At 46.4% G+C, this 16,541-nt stretch carries 17 protein-coding genes; 7 read left to right on the forward strand and 10 right to left on the reverse strand.

Annotation, left to right across the window (positions count from 1 at the left end; genetic code table 11):
• Positions 1-6: 6 nt before the first annotated feature.
• A complete protein-coding gene (locus MC24_RS01035) occupies positions 7-702 on the forward strand; it encodes a biotin--[acetyl-CoA-carboxylase] ligase (RefSeq protein ID WP_038051711.1) in 696 nt (231 codons plus the stop codon).
• Here the strand turns inward: MC24_RS01035 and MC24_RS01040 are convergent.
• Positions 671-904 (reverse strand): S4 domain-containing protein, encoded by a 234-nt coding sequence (locus tag MC24_RS01040; protein WP_038051721.1) that lies wholly within the window; start codon positions 902-904, stop codon positions 671-673. The genes MC24_RS01035 and MC24_RS01040 overlap by 32 nt on opposite strands.
• Positions 901-1,701 carry an energy-coupling factor ABC transporter ATP-binding protein EcfA2 gene (gene ecfA2, locus MC24_RS01045; RefSeq protein WP_038051724.1) on the reverse strand — a complete coding sequence of 267 codons (801 nt, stop codon included), beginning with the start codon at positions 1,699-1,701 and terminating at the stop codon, positions 901-903. Before ecfA2 ends, MC24_RS01040 begins: the two co-directional genes overlap by 4 nt.
• 49 nt (positions 1,702-1,750) lie before the next feature.
• Here ecfA2 and fliF point away from each other — a divergent pair, with 49 nt between their 5' ends.
• The 4 genes from fliF to fliI are packed head-to-tail and all read left to right on the forward strand — an operon-like array spanning position 1,751 to position 6,349.
• On the forward strand, positions 1,751-3,349 hold the full coding sequence (fliF, locus tag MC24_RS01050; RefSeq protein ID WP_038051727.1) for a flagellar basal-body MS-ring/collar protein FliF: 1,599 nt from the start codon (positions 1,751-1,753) through the stop codon (positions 3,347-3,349).
• Positions 3,350-3,353: 4 nt separating this feature from the next.
• Positions 3,354-4,361, forward strand: coding sequence for a flagellar motor switch protein FliG (gene fliG / locus MC24_RS01055; protein ID WP_038051730.1), 1,008 nt, complete (start codon positions 3,354-3,356; stop codon positions 4,359-4,361).
• A 1-nt stretch (position 4,362) separates the two neighbouring features.
• Positions 4,363-5,073 carry a FliH/SctL family protein gene (locus tag MC24_RS01060; protein ID WP_038051734.1) on the forward strand — a complete coding sequence of 237 codons (711 nt, stop codon included), beginning with the start codon at positions 4,363-4,365 and terminating at the stop codon, positions 5,071-5,073.
• On the forward strand, positions 5,033-6,349 hold the full coding sequence (gene fliI, locus MC24_RS01065) for a flagellar protein export ATPase FliI (RefSeq protein WP_038051737.1): 1,317 nt from the start codon (positions 5,033-5,035) through the stop codon (positions 6,347-6,349). The genes MC24_RS01060 and fliI overlap by 41 nt, the downstream gene beginning before the upstream one ends.
• Here fliI and glyS read toward each other — a convergent pair.
• Genes glyS through MC24_RS01105 form a run of 8 tightly spaced genes read right to left on the reverse strand, consistent with a single transcriptional unit; the run spans position 6,326 to position 14,011 of the window.
• Positions 6,326-8,344, reverse strand: coding sequence for a glycine--tRNA ligase subunit beta (glyS, locus tag MC24_RS01070; protein WP_038051746.1), 2,019 nt, complete (start codon positions 8,342-8,344; stop codon positions 6,326-6,328). The genes fliI and glyS overlap by 24 nt on opposite strands.
• Complete coding sequence (locus MC24_RS01075; RefSeq protein WP_038051750.1) at positions 8,325-9,185, reverse strand: glycine--tRNA ligase subunit alpha; 861 nt, start codon at positions 9,183-9,185, stop codon at positions 8,325-8,327. Before MC24_RS01075 ends, glyS begins: the two co-directional genes overlap by 20 nt.
• A gap of 3 nt (positions 9,186-9,188) precedes the next feature.
• A complete protein-coding gene (locus tag MC24_RS01080; protein WP_038051753.1) occupies positions 9,189-9,575 on the reverse strand; it encodes a RidA family protein in 387 nt (128 codons plus the stop codon).
• Between the two features lies 1 nt (position 9,576).
• Positions 9,577-11,001: an aminomethyl-transferring glycine dehydrogenase subunit GcvPB gene (gene gcvPB, locus MC24_RS01085; RefSeq protein ID WP_038051757.1), complete on the reverse strand. Its 1,425-nt coding sequence runs from the start codon at positions 10,999-11,001 to the stop codon at positions 9,577-9,579.
• Complete coding sequence (gene gcvPA / locus MC24_RS01090; RefSeq protein ID WP_038051759.1) at positions 10,998-12,311, reverse strand: aminomethyl-transferring glycine dehydrogenase subunit GcvPA; 1,314 nt, start codon at positions 12,309-12,311, stop codon at positions 10,998-11,000. The genes gcvPB and gcvPA overlap by 4 nt, the downstream gene beginning before the upstream one ends.
• Before the next feature lie 28 nt (positions 12,312-12,339).
• Positions 12,340-12,714 carry a glycine cleavage system protein GcvH gene (gcvH, locus tag MC24_RS01095; RefSeq protein ID WP_156104995.1) on the reverse strand — a complete coding sequence of 125 codons (375 nt, stop codon included), beginning with the start codon at positions 12,712-12,714 and terminating at the stop codon, positions 12,340-12,342.
• The gene (gcvT, locus tag MC24_RS01100; RefSeq protein ID WP_038051765.1) at positions 12,711-13,805 is read right to left on the reverse strand and encodes a glycine cleavage system aminomethyltransferase GcvT; all 1,095 of its coding nucleotides are present in this window, start codon (positions 13,803-13,805) and stop codon (positions 12,711-12,713) included. The genes gcvH and gcvT overlap by 4 nt, the downstream gene beginning before the upstream one ends.
• Positions 13,802-14,011 carry a putative signal transducing protein gene (locus MC24_RS01105; protein ID WP_038051768.1) on the reverse strand — a complete coding sequence of 70 codons (210 nt, stop codon included), beginning with the start codon at positions 14,009-14,011 and terminating at the stop codon, positions 13,802-13,804. The genes gcvT and MC24_RS01105 overlap by 4 nt, the downstream gene beginning before the upstream one ends.
• 155 nt (positions 14,012-14,166) lie before the next feature.
• Here MC24_RS01105 and pfkA point away from each other — a divergent pair, with 155 nt between their 5' ends.
• A complete protein-coding gene (pfkA, locus tag MC24_RS01110) occupies positions 14,167-15,126 on the forward strand; it encodes a 6-phosphofructokinase (protein WP_012310715.1) in 960 nt (319 codons plus the stop codon).
• Between the two features lie 13 nt (positions 15,127-15,139).
• On the forward strand, positions 15,140-16,540 hold the full coding sequence (pyk, locus tag MC24_RS01115) for a pyruvate kinase (RefSeq protein ID WP_038051770.1): 1,401 nt from the start codon (positions 15,140-15,142) through the stop codon (positions 16,538-16,540).
• The last annotated feature ends 1 nt before the right edge of the window (position 16,541 follow it).

Below are 16,541 nucleotides of genomic sequence, written 5' to 3' on the forward strand. Positions count from 1 at the left end.
GAGAGATTGATAGGAGAAAAGATCATTTCTTTTGAATCCATAGATTCCACAAATCGTTTCTTGAAGGAAAATTGCCGATTCTATCCCGACGGCACGGTGGTTGTCGCGTTAGAGCAGACCTCTGGATATGGAAGAAACGGAAGGCACTGGCACTCTCCAAAGGGTGGACTATGGTTTTCGGTGCTTTTCAAACCGAGGAAACCTCTGGAGCTTTCGTTTTACACGAGGGTATTCTCAGTAGCAATTGTGAAGACTCTCGAAAACATGAAAATACACGCGAACATAAAGTGGCCCAACGACGTGTACATAAACGGAAGAAAGCTCGCGGGAATTCTTTCAGAGGGAATTTTTGAAGGTGTAAAACCTCTCGCAGTTGTTGTGGGAGTGGGTATGAACGTGAACAACGAGATCCCGGTCGAGTTGAAAACGAGAGCGATCAACCTGAAAGAGATCACAGGGAAAGAAATCAGTATCATAAAACTCATGGAGTCGATATTGAAAAACGCACGCGTGATCTTTAGAAAGTATTCAAAGAAAAAAGAGTCTTTGACGAGGATCTGGAAGAGATATCTTCTTCAAAAAGAAGGAGATTTCGTATTTCTGGAAGGAAAGAAGGGAAAAATCGTGAAGATAAACCCCGATAGTCTGTTGATAGACTTCAACGGAGAGATCAGAAGGGTTTACTCACTCTCTCCTCACTGAGGATTTCATAGCCTCCGTTTCCTACGACCCTTAAGGTTATTTTCTTCGCTGGTAAAAGCACCTCTACGATGTCTCCGTCTTTTACCTCGTAGGAGGCCTTCGCGGGTCTTCCATTCACCAAAACTCTCTGTCCTTTCAGCAGTTTCTGGGCAACCGTTCTTCTCTTCACCACCGAAATCTTAAGAAACAAATCTAATCTCATGAATTGCACACCCTTTCCAAAAGTTCATCGTCGCTCATCGAGAAGGGATATTCTCCCTTCAAAACTAATTTTCTCATAATCAGCATCTTGCTTGTGAAAAATCGGGGATCGTATTCTTCAAGAAATTCTATTCTGGTCCCATCAAAGACCTTCTTTCCTTTCTCAAGTACCACCACACGATCCACGTGATTCATCACTGTTTCAATATCGTGAGAGATAAGGATGACCGTCTTTCCAAGAGTCTTCCACTTCTCCACAATCCCCAGAAGGTCTGTCTTCCCTTCCCGGTCCAGCCCCACAAGAGGCTCATCGAGGATGAGAATATCCGGTTCATGAACAATCACGGAAGCGATCGCTACCCGTCTCTTCTCACCACCGGACAGGAAAAACGGCACTCTGTCTTTAAAAGAATCGAAATCCAATCCCACGAACTCCATCGCTTTTTTCACTAGAGGAACAGGATCTCTATCTGGATAGAAGTTCTTCACGGCAAAAGCCACTTCGTCAAAAACCCTCTCTGCGAAGAACTGATCCTCAGGGTACTGAAAAGCGATTCCTATGCTCCTTCTTATCTCGTAACCTTTCTTTCTTTCTCCGTCGTAAAGCACAGCACCTGAAGTGGGTTCGATCAAACCTGCTACAATCTGAAGAAGGGTTGACTTCCCAGATCCCGTATTCCCAGCAACAAGGATACACTCTCCCTCGTTGATAACGAGATTCACGTTCTCGAGCGCTTTTTTCTCTAAAGGTGTTCCTCTGTGAAAGATATGAGAGACGTTGACCACTTCTATTCTCATGTTGAAAATTATATCACGTGGTAAAATTTAACGAGAGGTGAATCACTCTATGAACATTTTTGAACGTTTGAGAGATCTGTGGAAGAAAATAGCAGACATATGGAACTCTATGTCTCGGGAGAGGAAATTCCTCGTAGGAGGAACAGGTGTTGCCCTTTTGGTAACGATCATCCTGTTTGCCGTCGTGGCATCCACCCCTCACTACAGACTCCTCGTGGCTGGTCTCAATGAAGATGAAGCGGGTGTGATCATCCAGAAACTCGAGGAGATGAACGTTCCTTACAAAGTGTCCCCTGGAGGAGATATATACGTTCCCGACAGTTACAACGTTTATGAGCTCAGGATGAAACTGGCATCTGAAGGAGTTCTTGGAAGTTCAAGGAAAGGTTTTTCTATACTCAGTGAAAACTCTTTCGGAGCCACGAGCTTCGACAAGCAGGTCAAATATCAGATCGCTTTACAGGAAGAACTCGAAAGAAGCATCATGACGATAAAAGGTGTGAAAGACGCGAGAGTTCACTTGGTCCTTCCGAAGTACACCTACTACGTTCGTGGTGAGATGGCAGAACCCCGAGCATCAGTTCTCGTGGTCTTGGAGCCCGGTGCAGAACTCACCCGTGAACAGGTGAGAGGAATCGCTGAGCTCGTCTCGGGGGCTGTTGAGGGGTTGAAACCGGAGAACGTGAGGATAGTGGATAACTACTCCAGATCGCTGAGCGATATGTTAGAAACAGACGAAGAAACCTTCCTCGCCTCCAGCAAACTGGAATTGAAGCAACAGCTTGAGAAATACTACGAAAGTAAAATAAAGAAAGCACTGGAAAGCGTTTTCGGCCCTGGAAGGGTGGAGGTAATACCCGACATATCGATCAACTGGTCCAAGATAGAAACAGAGATGAAAAAGTACGAAGCGCCTGCCAGAAGAGAAGGTTTGGTGAGAAGTCAGGAAACGCAGGTGGAGAAGAGCCAAAACCTTCCTCCAACCGGAGGACCAGCGGGGACGGATTCGAACATACCGCCTCTCACTTATCCATCAACCACGTCCGAAGGAACGAGTACCTACGAACGAACCCATACCATCACCAACTACGAATTGAACGAAGTGTACCAGAAGATAATACAGAACCGCGAAGGAGAAATCTCTTCGCTTTCCGTCGCTGTCATAATCGATGCTTCTTCTTCTGTTCTTCAAAACAGCAGTGACTGGAGCAGTGTGATAAACGATCTCGTAGAAAAAGGTGTAGGATCCATAACGTCTTCCGCCTCTCTCAGCGTCGCGGTTGCCTTTTTGCCATTCGATCGTTCCATCGAAAGGGTTCTTCAGGAAGAACTGAAGCAGATTGAAACGAGAAGAAGGTTCGTCCTGTATTCGGTGGGAATAGCCCTGCTTGGATTTCTCACGTTCATACTCATCTATCTTGTGATCATCCAGATAAGAAGAATAAGGGCAAGGAAACTCGCAGAAGAACGGAGAAGAAAATTGGAAGAAGAGGTAAAAGAGATTCTTCAGGAGGAATTGAAGGAAGAAGAGGTATCGCCAGAAGAAAAGGAGCTGCTCGAACTTGTGGAAGAGCTGGAGAACATCTTTTCCCGTTCACCCTCCGATATCGCCGAGATAGTCCGGTTGTGGTTCTTCGAAAGGGGATGAGGATATGCCCGAGAAAAAGATCGATGGCAGAAGAAAAGCCGCAGTTCTTCTGGTGGCCCTTGGACCCGAAAAAGCAGCCCAGGTGATGAAACACCTTGACGAGGAAACAGTGGAACAACTGGTGGTAGAAATCGCAAACATTGGAAGGGTTTCTCCAGAAGAAAAAAAGCAGGTTTTGGAAGAATTTCTGAGCCTCGCCAAAGCAAAAGAGATGATATCAGAGGGTGGTATAGAGTACGCAAAAAAGGTTCTGGAAAAGGCATTCGGGCCTGAAAGGGCAAGAAAAATCATAGAAAGGTTAACTTCCTCCTTGCAGGTCAAGCCTTTCAGTTTTGTAAGAGACACAGATCCCATCCAGCTTGTGAATTTCCTCCAGAGTGAACATCCGCAGACCATAGCGGTTGTTTTGAGTTACCTTGATCCCCCAGTCGCGGCCCAGATCCTTGGAGCGCTCTCTGAAGAACTTCAGATCGAAGTTTTGAAGAGAATTGCTCTACTCGAACGTACCTCTCCAGAAGTTGTTAAAGAGATAGAAAGGAATCTGGAGAAAAAGATTTCTGGATTTGTGAGTCGAACGTTCAGCAAGGTGGGTGGAATCGATACGGCCGCAGAGATCATGAACAGTCTGGATAGAACCACTGAGAAGAAAATCATGGACAAGCTGGTTCAGGAGAACCCCGAACTGGCCGACGAGATAAGAAGAAGGATGTTTGTTTTCGAAGATATTCTGAAGCTCGACGACAGATCGATACAGCTTGTGTTGAGGGAAGTGGATACGAGGGACCTGGCCCTCGCTTTGAAAGGAGCCTCCGACGAACTGAAAGAGAAGATATTCAAGAACATGTCAAAGAGAGCCGCTGCGTTGCTGAAAGATGAACTCGAATACATGGGGCCTGTGAGGCTCAAGGATGTAGAGGAAGCTCAGCAGAAGATAATAAACATCATAAGAAGGCTGGAGGAGGCTGGCGAGATCGTCATTGCAAGAGGTGGCGGAGAGGAGTTGATCATGTAGTATGCTTCTCAGAAAGGATGAGGTGTTCTACATAGACCTTCCAAGAAAAATAGAAAAAGAAGAAAGAGTGGAAGAAGAAAAAACAAAAGAGAACACAGCAGAAGAGATCCAGAAGATCAAAGAAATGAGAGAAAAGATCATCTCTGAAGCTCAGGAAGAGGCCAGAAAAATAGTTGAAAGTGCCAGAAAAGACGCAGAAGAAATCTTGAAGAACGCCTCCAGTGAAGCTGAAGCTTTAAAGCTCGAAACAAAGAGAGTTTTAGAAGAGGCCAAAACAATGAGGAAAGATCTCCAAAAATACATTCTTAGCTTGAAGGAAGAGATCCAGAAACGGATAAACCAGAAAATAGAAGAAATTCTTCCAGAACTTCTCGATATACTCAAGATCCTCTTCAAAAAGATCCTCGAAAAGGAGATGGATGAGTCGACAGCAGAAAGAAAGTTGAGGAGCGCCTTATCAAAAGTGGTGGGTATCAAAAATGTGAAGATCAGAATAAATCCAGAAGACGCGAAAAAACTGGATCTCAGTGAAGTCAGCAAAGAAGCATTGATACCGGATCCCAATGTAGAAAGAGGAGGAGTCATCGTTGAGACAGATTTTGGTATTCTGGACAAAACGTTCTCTCATCAATGGGAACTCGTGGAGGATATTTTCGAAGAGGTGGTAGGATTTGAAGGACATACTGAAAGAACTGAAAAAGAAACTGAATGAAGAAGATTTTAATAAATTCAACGGAAGAGTCACACGAGTGGTGGGTCTCACCGTGGAATCAAAAGGACCCGATGCTTTTCTTGGAGAAATGTGCAAAATCTCACTTCAGAACGGTAAGAACGCCCTTGCAGAGGTGGTGGGCTTCAAGGAAGAAAGTGTTATTCTCATGCCCTACGAGGATGTCTCCGGATTGAAGATGGGATGTGAAGTCATCAGGACTAACAAAGTACTCGAAGTCGGTGTCAGCAGAAAGATGATCGGAAGGGTGTTCGATGGTCTGGGCCGTCCAATAGATGGAAAGCCCTTTGTTCCGGAAGACAGGTATCCCCTGACCAACAACCCTCCAAATCCTCTGAAAAGAAGAAGAATAAAAGATCCTCTGCCGGTGGGTATACGATCGATAGATGGTTTCATAACCATAGGTAAAGGTCAGAGAATAGGCATCTTCGCGGGCAGTGGTGTTGGAAAAAGCACACTTCTTGGAATGATCGCACGAAACACAACAGCTGATGTTAGTGTACTGGCTCTCATCGGGGAGCGAGGAAGAGAGGTCAGAGAATTCATAGAGAGGGATCTGGGAGAGGAAGGACTGAAACGGTCCATACTGGTGGTCTCAACCTCCGACCAGCCCGCCCTTGCCAGAGTGAAATCTCTTCTCACCGCCACCAGCATAGCGGAATTCTTCAGAGATCTGGGATATGATGTTCTTCTAATGGTGGATTCTCTCACCAGGTGGGCCATGGCACAGAGAGAAGTGGGACTCGCAGTGGGAGAGCCCCCCACCACCAGAGGGTATCCACCAAGTGTCTTTGCCGGCCTTCCAAAGATACTCGAAAGAGCAGGAAACTCAGACAGAGGTAGCATAACAGCGATTTACACCGTGCTCGTCGAAGCGGACGACTTCAACGAACCCATTTCCGACACTGTCAGATCCATCGTGGATGGACACATAATTCTTTCAAGGAGGCTCGCCGAATCTAACCACTATCCTGCGATCGACGTTCTTGCAAGCGTGAGCAGGTTGATGAACGATATCGTCACTGAAGAACACAAAGAGGCGGCGAACCGCCTCCGATCGCTGATGTCGGCTTATGAATCCGCAAAAGACCTGATTGAAATCGGTGCTTACAAGAGCGGAACCAATCCGCTCGTTGACAAAGCCGTGGAAATGAAAGACGAGATCGATTCCTTCCTGAAACAGGGTGTATTCGAAAGATCTTCGTTCGAGGAAACCGTTCAGAAATTATTGGATCTATACCTGAGATCTCTTGACTAAGTAAGTCATGTCTCCTACCATCATGAAGAGTTCGTCGATGTTTTTCAGAAAGCCTAACCTGTTCACCCTCAAATCGTCCCTCTTCACCATCACAAAGACGTTGTCAAAGTACTCGTCTATGTAAGGTTTCAGCTCGATCAGATGTTGAAGTGCCTCGCGGTAGTTCAACCTCTCCAGAGCTTTCAAAACTTTTTCTTTGACTTCGTAGAATTTGTTCATCAGCTTTTTCTCTTCTTCTTTCTCAAAGAGAGCTCCGTCGAATCTGGTAGAATTGTGATTCTTCGTTATGTTGTGAACACGTTCGAATCCAACGAACAGATCCTGAAACTCGGGTTTTTCAGAGATCTCCTGGAGGGCTTCCGCAGAGAGAATCCCGCGAAGGGGGCTTTTCCACAGATGGTTCACCGCTCTTGCCACATCGAAGGATATTCCAAGTTCGTTGACCAGAAACTGGTAGAACCTGCCTGCAAAGAAGGTTTCCAGTTCTTCAGAAAGACGATATTCCACCAGAGAAGAAGCGAAAGCGAGGAGCTCTCCTAAGGAAATATCCCACTCGTTTTTTCTTATGATCCTGAAGATCGTGTCAACTTTGCCTTTCAGACCATACGGATCTTTAGAACTCGTGGGAACATTGCCTATGGCGAAATTTCCAACGATGGTGTCGACTCTATCCGCTATTCCAAGGATGGAACCTATCACTGTTCGTGGTTTTTCGGAATAGTGATCTTCTATGGCTGTCGCTATTTCTTCGCTTATTCCCTCCCTCATGGCATAGATCCTGCCCATAACACCCTGGAGCTCCGGGAACTCGTACACCACTTTTGAGGCAATGTCCGCTTTGCATATAGAAGCGGCTTTCAGTACTTTCTGCGTGAACGCCTCTGGAAATTCCAGATCTTCGCAGAGTTTTTGTGATATTTTCTTTATCCTCTCTACTTTATCGTACAGTGTCCCAAGTTTTTCTTGAAAAACGATTTCTTTGAGCTTTTCATTCATACTTTCCAATGAAGTTTCGAGATCCTTCTGAAAGTAGTATCGCGCGTCTTCCAGCCGAGCGTTTATGACCCTCTCATATCCCTTGACCACGTTCTCTGGTGGCTGTGGACCGTCCTGAAAAGCCACGAAGGTGTTCGTCAGGGTCTCTTTATGTGCTATAAAAGAACGTTGATGATGTTTCACAGCAGTCACTATGATCTCTTCTGGAAGTTCAAGATATTTTCGATCGAACTGTCCAACAACGATCCTGGGATACTCCGTTATTGCCACTATCTCTTCGATGAGTTCTTCGTCGCTTTCAATCTTCATGCCACTTTTTTCTTCAAATTCGTTGATCTGTTCGAGGACAAATTTTTTTCTCTCCAGGTGAGAAGAAATCACAAATCCCTTTTTGAGAGACTCATAGTACCTCTCTGGATCGGGAATTTCGATCGATCCAGCGTGATACCTTTTTCCGTAAGAAATTCTGGACGATTTAAGACCGAAGATTTCCAGGTCAAGGACTCTTCCATCAACCATCGCTACTATCCAGTGAACAGGTCTGATGTATTCGTGTTCACCGGAACCCCACCTCATGGGTTTCCTAAAATTCAAACCCAAAACGAGATCTCTGAACAGATCTGGGAGAACCTCTTCGACAGGTCTTCCTTCGACAACGCGGGACAAATAGACATACCCTTCCCTGTGAACCACGTTCTCTAAGGAAGCGTTGTTGCTTCTCAAAAACCCCTCGAGTGCTTTAGTCGGTTTACCGTTTTCATCGTATGCAACGTTCAGTGGGGGACCTTTCTTCTCTTCTGTAAAATCCTCCTGTCTCTCCGGGAGATTCTTGAGAATCACACCAAAACGTCTGCTCCCAACGAAGACTTCAACAGACCCGGAGGAGATTCTGTACGCTTTGAGAAGTTCAATCGATCTTTCCTCGAGCTGCCTCAGAATACTTCGGAATTCGCTCGCGGGGAGTTCCTCGAGTCCCACCTCAAGCAGAGCTGTTCTCATTAACCTGCACCTCCAGAAAAACCCTCGCAACCTTTCTCGCCATCGCCTGGATACGCTTCACATAGGTTTGTCGCTGAGACACACTTATCGCTCCGCGTGCATCGAGAAGGTTGAACGTGTGAGAACATTTCAACACATAATCGTAAGCGGGAAGGTAGAGATTTTTTTCCACAAGTCTGTAAAACTCCTTCTCGTATTCATCGAAATGCCTGAAAAGGAGTCCTACGTTGGCTTCTTCGAAGTTGAAAACCGAAAATTCTCTTTCGTTTTCAAGGAACACATCACCGTATTTCACGTTTTCATTCCACTGTACCTCGTAGACGTTATCGACTCCCTGAAGATACATGGCGATCCTTTCCAGTCCGTAGGTTATCTCGAGCGGAATGTCTTTCAGGGAAATTCCACCAATTTGCTGGAAATACGTGAACTGGGTTATCTCCATGCCGTCTAACCACACTTCCCAGCCAATGCCCCACGCTCCAAGGGTGGGAGACTCCCAGTTGTCTTCCACGAATCTGATATCGTGTTCCTTCAGGTTTATCCCGAGGTACTCCAGGGACTCAAGATACAGTTCCTGAGAGTTTTCAGGGGAGGGTTTTATGATCACCTGGTACTGGAAGTACCTCTGCAACCTGTTGGGATTCTCTCCATATCTACCATCGGTTGGTCTCCTGCTCGGCTGAACGTAAGCCACTCTCCATGGACCCTTTCTCAGACTCCCAAAGAACGTAGCGGGATGAAACGTCCCGGCACCGACTTCCATATCGTAAGGTTGTTCCAAAAGACAACCTCTGGATGCCCAGAACTCGTTCAGCCTCATTATCACATCCTGAAGATACATCTTTCACTCCCCTTCCTTCACAGCGATCGCTTCTATTTCTATTTCTACATTTCTCGGGAGCTGAGAAACAGCCACAAACGATCTGGCAGGCCTGTGATCTCCAAAGTATTTAGAATACACCTCGTTGACCTTCTGGAAGTATTCCATACTGGTTGTGAACACCGTCACCTTTACAACGTCTTTCAGGGAAAAACCACCCGCCTCAAGTATTGCTTTCAGATTCTCCAGAACTCTCTCCGTCTTTTCCTCTATTGTGCCCTGAACAAGCTCACCAGTTTCTGGATCTATAGGAATCTGACCCGAAACGAACATCGTGTTTCCAACGACGACCGCTTGAGAGTACGGACCTATGGCCTTTGGAGCCTTATCGGTTTCGACAAAGTACTTCATACTATCCCCTCCACCTGAACACGGGTTTCTTCGAAGCGAGAACCTCGTCGACCCTTCGAATCGGTGTGTTGTGGGGAGCGTTCTTCAAAACATCGGGATTCTCATAGGCTTCTTTTACCACCCTTTCGAGAATTTCGGCGTACTTATCCAGTGTTTCTTTGTTTTCAGTCTCAGTTGGTTCTATCATGAGTGCTTCCGGAACGATGAGTGGAAAGTAAACCGTTGGAGGATGCACACCAAAGTCCAGTATTCGCTTCGCAATATCCAGTGTTCTTACACCGGTTTCCCTGAACACTTTCTCCGCGCTCGCCACGAATTCATGCATACAGAACCCATTGTATGGAATCTCAAGGAACTTCTCTATTTTTTTCTTCAAGTAGTTCGCGTTCAAAACGGCCATTTCACTCACCTTTTCAAGGCCATCTCTTCCCATTGTGAGAATGTACGTGTACGCTTTTACGAGAACCGGGAAATTCCCAAAGAAACTCCTCACACGCCCTATGGTCTTTTCCGGAACGAAGAGCTCGTAAAGTTCTCCGTTCTTCCTCACCTGGGGGAAAGGCAGAAAATCCACCAGATGCTTTTTCACACCAACCGGCCCAGATCCAGGTCCTCCCATTCCGTGAGGTGTAGAGAACGTCTTGTGCAGGTTCAGATGAACGATGTCAAATCCCATATCTCCTGGTTTCACTTTACCCATGATCGCATTGAGGTTCGCACCATCGTAATAGAGAAGAGCACCGCACTCATGCGTCATTTCCGCTATTTTCAGAATGTCCTTTTCGAAGAGTCCAAGTGTGTTTGGATTTGTGAGCATCACCGCGGCCACTTCTTCATCCAGTAGTTTTTTCAGATCTTCCACATCCACCATACCGTTTTTGCTCTTTATCTCCACTACCTCAAAACCAACCATCGAGGCGGATGCTGGGTTGGTACCGTGGGCAGAATCCGGTACGAGAACTTTCTTTCTCCCAGTATCCCCTTTGCTTTTAAAGTACTCTCTCACTATCAGCATTCCCGTGAGCTCTCCGTGAGCTCCGGCAGCGGGTTGAAGTGTCATATCATCCATTCCTGTTATCTCGCACAACATTTCTTTCAGTTCATACATGAGCCGAAGACTGCCCTGAACAGTTTCAGCAGGTTGGTACGGGTGTATCTCTCTGAATCCTTCGAGATTCGCAACTTTTTCGTTCAATTTGGGATTGTACTTCATAGTGCAGGAACCGAGGGGATAGATTCCACGATCCACAGAGTAGTTCTTTCTGGCGAGATCGGTGTAGTGCCTCACCACATCAGGCTCGCTCACTTCGGGAAGTTCTGGAGGGGTCTTCCTGAGAAATCGATTCGGAAGAGAATATTCTGGAATATCGCTCTCGGGAAGCCGATACGCCTTTCTACCCTTTTTAGACCTTTCAAATATCGTCATTTCATCGCCTCCAGGAGTTTTTCTATATCCTCTTTCGAGGTCACTTCTGTAGCGCACGCAAGTGCTGTGTCTCCAAGTTCTGGATAAAATCCTTTCAGAGGTAATGGCCCGAGGATTCTTTTCTCCATCATTCTCTTCCATCGCTCAGGATAATCCTCCGGCACGTTGAAAACGAACTCGCTGAAAAATTCTCCCGAAAAGCACAGTTTGAATCCCATATCTTCCAATCTTTCCTGGAGGTAATGAGCGGCGCTGTAAGAACGCCTGGCTACCTCTTTTAGACCATCAGGGCCCATCACACTCATGTAAACCGCCGCAATCAGAGCAGCGTGGGCATGGTTGGAACATATGTTCGAAGTAGCTCTGGCGCGCCTTATGTGCTGTTCTCTGGTCTGAAGGATCATGGTGTAGGTTACACTGCCGTCCTGATCTACGGTCTGTCCGATCAATCTTCCTGGCATTTGCCTCACGTATTTTTCTCTTGTGGCAAAGATCCCAAGAGAGTATCCTCCGAACCACATGGGAAGTCCCAACGACTGGCCTTCACCAACCACGATGTCTGCTCCGTAGCTTCCTGGAGGTTCTAGAAGAGCGAGCGAAACTGGTTCTACAACCACTATCAGCAGAGCGTTACCCGATCGGCTTCTGACATAATCGAGATCTTCTATGATTCCAAAGAAATTGGGATATTGAATGGCTATCGCCGCTGTTTCCTCATCGACCTCTTCTAACAAGACCCTTCCCGTTTCGTCGTATCCGGCTTCTACTACAGTGAAACCTCTTTTTTCAAGATAAGTTCTCAAAACTGCCCTGTACTCAGGATGAACGGACCTTGCCACAACAACCTTCTCTTTTCCAGTGAGTCTAAAACTCATCAGAGCCGCTTCCGCCAGTGCGGTGGCTCCATCGTACATGGATGCGTTCGCCACTTCCATTCCCGTCAGCTCACATATCATGGTTTGGTATTCGAACAGAGCCTGAAGAGTCCCTTGGGATACCTCCGCCTGATACGGTGTATAAGCGGTGAGAAAATCAGGCTTCATCGCAAGATCGTAAACAACCGTGGGAACGTACCTTTTATAAACACCAGCACCAAGAAAGACAGCGTAGTCTTCGAGAGAGGTATTCATCTCAGAGATCTCTTTCAAACGCTTGAAAACACTGAATTCATCTTTGGACTTCGGCAGATTCAGAGACGACCTGGCAGAAACAGGAATCGAAGAGAACAGTTCTTCTACGGAAGAAACTCCTATGAACTCCAGCATAGCACGGATGTCTTCATCCGTGTGGGGAATGTAAGGATAGTTCATCGGGACACCTCCGGATTTCTATGAGAAACTACTCCTGAGCACAGAATTCCTGATAAGCCTGTTCATCAAGAAGATCCTCGAGTTCACTCTCATCGGACATTTCCATTTTGAAAAGCCAGCCTTCTCCTTCTGGATCTTTGTTCAAGAGTTCGGGTTCGGCATTGAGTTTTTCGTTCACCTCCACAATCTTTCCACTGAGAGGAGCGTACACATCCGCCGCGGCTTTCACGGATTCTATACTCGCCACAACTTCCCCTTTTTTCACCTCTCTACCGACTTCAGGAAGATCCACGTAGACCACATCGCCGAGCTGTTCCTGAGCGTGATTCGTGATTCCAACCGTTGCCACTTTGTCCTCAACTGCCACCCATTCGTGAGTTTTCGTGTACTTTTTCATCTTCAAACCTCCCTTCTCACACTGCCTCTGTAAAATGGTTTTTTTACTACCAGAACATCTACAAACTTTCTTCCAGGAAACACCACTTCCAGTTGGTCTCCAACCTTCACCGATTTTGAAACGAGAGCCAGCGCTATCGATTTTTCAAGAGTTGGAGAGAAGTTGCCACTTGTGATCTCTCCCACTTTCTCTCCATTCTTTAAAACCTCATAGCCTTTTCTTGCTATTCTTTTTCCAGAAAGCTCAAGTGCCACGAGTTTTCTCTCGACTCTTTCCTTTGCTTTCAACAAAGCTTCCTTCCCCACGAAGTCTTTGTCCAGTTTTACAACCCAGGAAAGTCCCACTTCGAAAGGATTCGTGTTCTCATCCATGTCCTGACCATACAACAAGTAAGTCGCCTCGAGTCGACAAACATCCCTCGCTCCGAGTCCTGCGGGCCTGCCGCCAACTTTTCTGAGCAGATTCATCAGTGCGTCCCAAACTTTCGGTGCATCTTCCGCTTCAACCATCAGTTCGAAGCCGTCTTCGCCCGTGTATCCTGTTCTCGAAACAAGAGCCTCTACACCGGCTACAATGCTCTTTTTGAAAGAATAATAGGTAATCTCCTCAAGACTGTCTTCAACAAGCTCCTGAAGGGTCTCCTGTGCCTTGGGACCCTGAAACGCTATGAGTGCGGTAGTATCTGAGATGTTCAGTAATTCAACGTCGAAATTCTCTGAATAGGATTTTATCCAGTTGAAGTCCTTTTCAATGTTTGCCGCGTTCACCACCATGAGAGCTTCATCAGGACTCATTTTGTACACAACAAGATCATCGATGATTCCACCGTTTTCATTGCACATGACAGAGTAAAGCGCTTTGCCCTCTGGAAGTGAAGAAAAATCGTTCGTTATGATGAAATCAATAAAAGAAACTGTCTCGGGTCCCTTAACGAGAAATTCCCCCATGTGTGACACATCGAACATTCCAACTGATTCTCTAACTGCTTTCACTTCTTCAAATATGGACGTGTAATAAAGGGGCATCTCCCAGCCCGCGAAATCCACCATCTTCGCTCCGAGTTCAACGTGCTTTTCAAATAGAGGCGTTCTTTTCATTCTCGTATCTCCTCCAGAATTCTCTTTGCTTCTTCCAAAAATTCCTCTGGAACCTTTATCACCATGAGGGCTGAGGAGCCAAAAATCGCCCGCGGTGTAACATTATCACACGTTTCAACTACGTGAGGTATTCCATTTTCTTTCAATATATCCTCGACCATTTTTATCTCCAGTTCATTTCCCTCAATTAAAGTTTCCCACTTCAAAATTTTAATCCTCCTTACACCAAGATTCAGAGTTTGTTAATATCACAGAGAAGTGGTAAATTGACATAGGGAACCCATGTACATTTTATCACTTTTGACGTATATGCTAAACTCTCATTGAAGAGAACAAACAGTTCACGGGGAGGCTGATTGCCTTGAAGAAGATAGCAGTGCTTACAAGCGGCGGAGACGCACCTGGAATGAATGCAGCCGTGAGGGCCGTGGTCAGGTACGGTGTCAGGCAGGGGCTGGAAGTGATCGGAGTGAGAAGAGGTTATTCTGGTCTAATCGACGGTGACTTTGTAAAACTCGAGTACAAAGATGTGGCAGGAATCACAGAAAAGGGTGGAACTATTCTGAGAACTTCCAGATGTGAGGAGTTCAAGACAGAAGAGGGTAGAGAACTCGCTGCAAAACAGATAAAAAAACATGGTATAGAAGGGCTTGTTGTCATAGGTGGTGAAGGGAGTCTCACCGGCGCTCATCTTCTTTACGAAGAGCACAAAATACCCGTTGTCGGTATCCCAGCGACCATAGACAACGACATCGGATTGACCGACATGTGCATAGGTGTGGACACGTGTTTGAACACGGTGATGGACGCCGTGCAAAAACTCAAGGACACCGCTAGCTCGCATGAGAGAGCCTTCATTGTGGAAGTCATGGGGAGACACTCCGGCTACATCGCCCTCATGGCGGGACTGGTCACCGGTGCGGAAGCCATCATAGTACCAGAAATTCCTGTGGATTATTCACAGCTCGCCGACAGGATCCTCGAAGAAAGAAGAAGAGGGAAAATCAACAGCATAATCATAGTCGCCGAAGGAGCAGCAAGTGCCTACACCGTCGCAAGGCACCTTGAATACAGGATAGGATACGAAACGAGGATCACCATCCTCGGCCATGTACAGAGAGGCGGTTCTCCAACGGCTTTCGACAGAAGACTGGCGCTGAGTATGGGAGTTGAAGCGGTCGATGCCCTTTTGGATGGAGAGGTGGATGTGATGATAGCTCTTCAGGGTAACAAACTCGTGAGAGTCCCCATAATGGAAGCCCTCTCCACTAAGAAAACGATCGACAAAAAACTCTACGAAATAGCCTATATGCTTTCATGAACGGGGTGAAATCGTGCGAAGCACAAAGATCGTGTGTACGGTTGGACCGAGGACAGACAGCTACGAAATGATAGAAAAGATGATAGATCTTGGAGTGAACGTTTTTAGAATAAACACCTCACACGGCGACTGGAACGAACAGGAACAGAAAATACTCAAAATCAAAGAGCTGAGAGAGAAAAAGAAAAAACCCGTAGCCATTCTGATCGATCTTGCAGGTCCGAAGATCAGAACTGGATATCTCGAAAAAGAGTTTGTAGAATTGAAAGAGGGCCAGATCTTCACTCTCACTACAGAGGAGATCTTGGGAAACGAACACAGGGTCTCAGTGAATCTCAACTCTCTTCCAAAGGATGTGAAGAAAGGAGACACTATTCTACTGAGCGATGGAGAGATAGTACTTGAGGTAATAGAGACAACCGAAACAGATGTGAAAGCAGTGGTAAAGGTGGGGGGAAGAATCACACACAGAAGAGGTGTGAACGTACCAACAGCCGATCTCTCAGTGGAATCCTTAACAGACAGAGACAGGGAATTCATAAAACTCGGCACACTACACGATGTTGAATTCTTCGCTCTCTCCTTTGTGAGAAAGCCGGAGGATGTGCTCAAAGCGAAAGAAGAGATCAGAAAACACGGAAAGGAAACACCTGTGATCTCCAAAATAGAAACGAAAAAGGCCCTGGAACGCCTCGAAGAGATAATAAAAGTGAGCGATGGGATCATGGTCGCACGCGGTGACCTGGGAGTAGAGATACCAATAGAGGAAGTGCCCATCGTTCAAAAGGAAATCATCAAACTCTCCAAGTACTACTCCAGACCGGTTATAGTCGCAACTCAAATACTCGAATCGATGATAGAAAATCCGTTCCCCACGAGGGCAGAGGTCACCGACATAGCCAACGCCATCTTCGATGGAGCGGACGCCCTGCTCCTCACAGCGGAAACAGCGGTCGGAAAACATCCTCTGGAAGCCATAAAAGTGTTGAGCAAAGTAGCGGAAGAGGCCGAGAAAAAGCTGGAATTTTTCAGAACGATAGAATACGACACCAGCGACATATCTGAGGCTATATCACACGCCTGCTGGCAGCTCTCTGATTCTTTGAACGCAAAGTTGATCATTACACCAACCATATCCGGTAGTACCGCCATTCGTGTCTCAAAGTACAACGTTTCCCAACCCATTGTGGCCCTGACACCTGAAGAGAAGACTTACTACAGACTTTCTCTCGTGAGGAAAGTGATACCCGTTCTCGCCGAAAAATGCTCTCAGGAGTTGGAATTCATCGAGAAAGGACTGAAGAAAGTAGAAGAGATGGGTTTTGCAAAAAAAGGAGATCTGGTGGTTCTCACTTCCGGTGTTCCAGGAAAGGTGGGAACGACGAACACCATACGGGTGTTGAGGGTGGATTGAG

The sequence above is a fragment of the Thermotoga sp. Mc24 genome (genome assembly GCF_000784835.1).
Lineage (GTDB): Bacteria > Thermotogota > Thermotogae > Thermotogales > Thermotogaceae > Thermotoga.

Bases quoted from the DNA above. Each gene is read 5' to 3' on its own strand.
- ecfA2 (WP_038051724.1), bottom strand. From the start codon at position 1,701: ATGAGAATAGAAGTGGTCAACGTCTCTCATATCTTTCACAGAGGAACA.
- MC24_RS01080 (WP_038051753.1), bottom strand. From the start codon at position 9,575: ATGAAGTACTTTGTCGAAACCGATAAGGCTCCAAAGGCCATAGGTCCG.
- gcvPB (WP_038051757.1), bottom strand. From the start codon at position 11,001: ATGACGATATTTGAAAGGTCTAAAAAGGGTAGAAAGGCGTATCGGCTT.
- fliG (WP_038051730.1), top strand. From the start codon at position 3,354: ATGCCCGAGAAAAAGATCGATGGCAGAAGAAAAGCCGCAGTTCTTCTG.
- MC24_RS01060 (WP_038051734.1), top strand. From the start codon at position 4,363: ATGCTTCTCAGAAAGGATGAGGTGTTCTACATAGACCTTCCAAGAAAA.
- MC24_RS01075 (WP_038051750.1), bottom strand. From the start codon at position 9,185: ATGTATCTTCAGGATGTGATAATGAGGCTGAACGAGTTCTGGGCATCC.
- glyS (WP_038051746.1), bottom strand. From the start codon at position 8,344: ATGAGAACAGCTCTGCTTGAGGTGGGACTCGAGGAACTCCCCGCGAGC.
- gcvPA (WP_038051759.1), bottom strand. From the start codon at position 12,311: ATGAACTATCCTTACATTCCCCACACGGATGAAGACATCCGTGCTATG.
- MC24_RS01040 (WP_038051721.1), bottom strand. From the start codon at position 904: ATGAGATTAGATTTGTTTCTTAAGATTTCGGTGGTGAAGAGAAGAACG.
- fliF (WP_038051727.1), top strand. From the start codon at position 1,751: ATGAACATTTTTGAACGTTTGAGAGATCTGTGGAAGAAAATAGCAGAC.
- gcvT (WP_038051765.1), bottom strand. From the start codon at position 13,805: ATGAAAAGAACGCCTCTATTTGAAAAGCACGTTGAACTCGGAGCGAAG.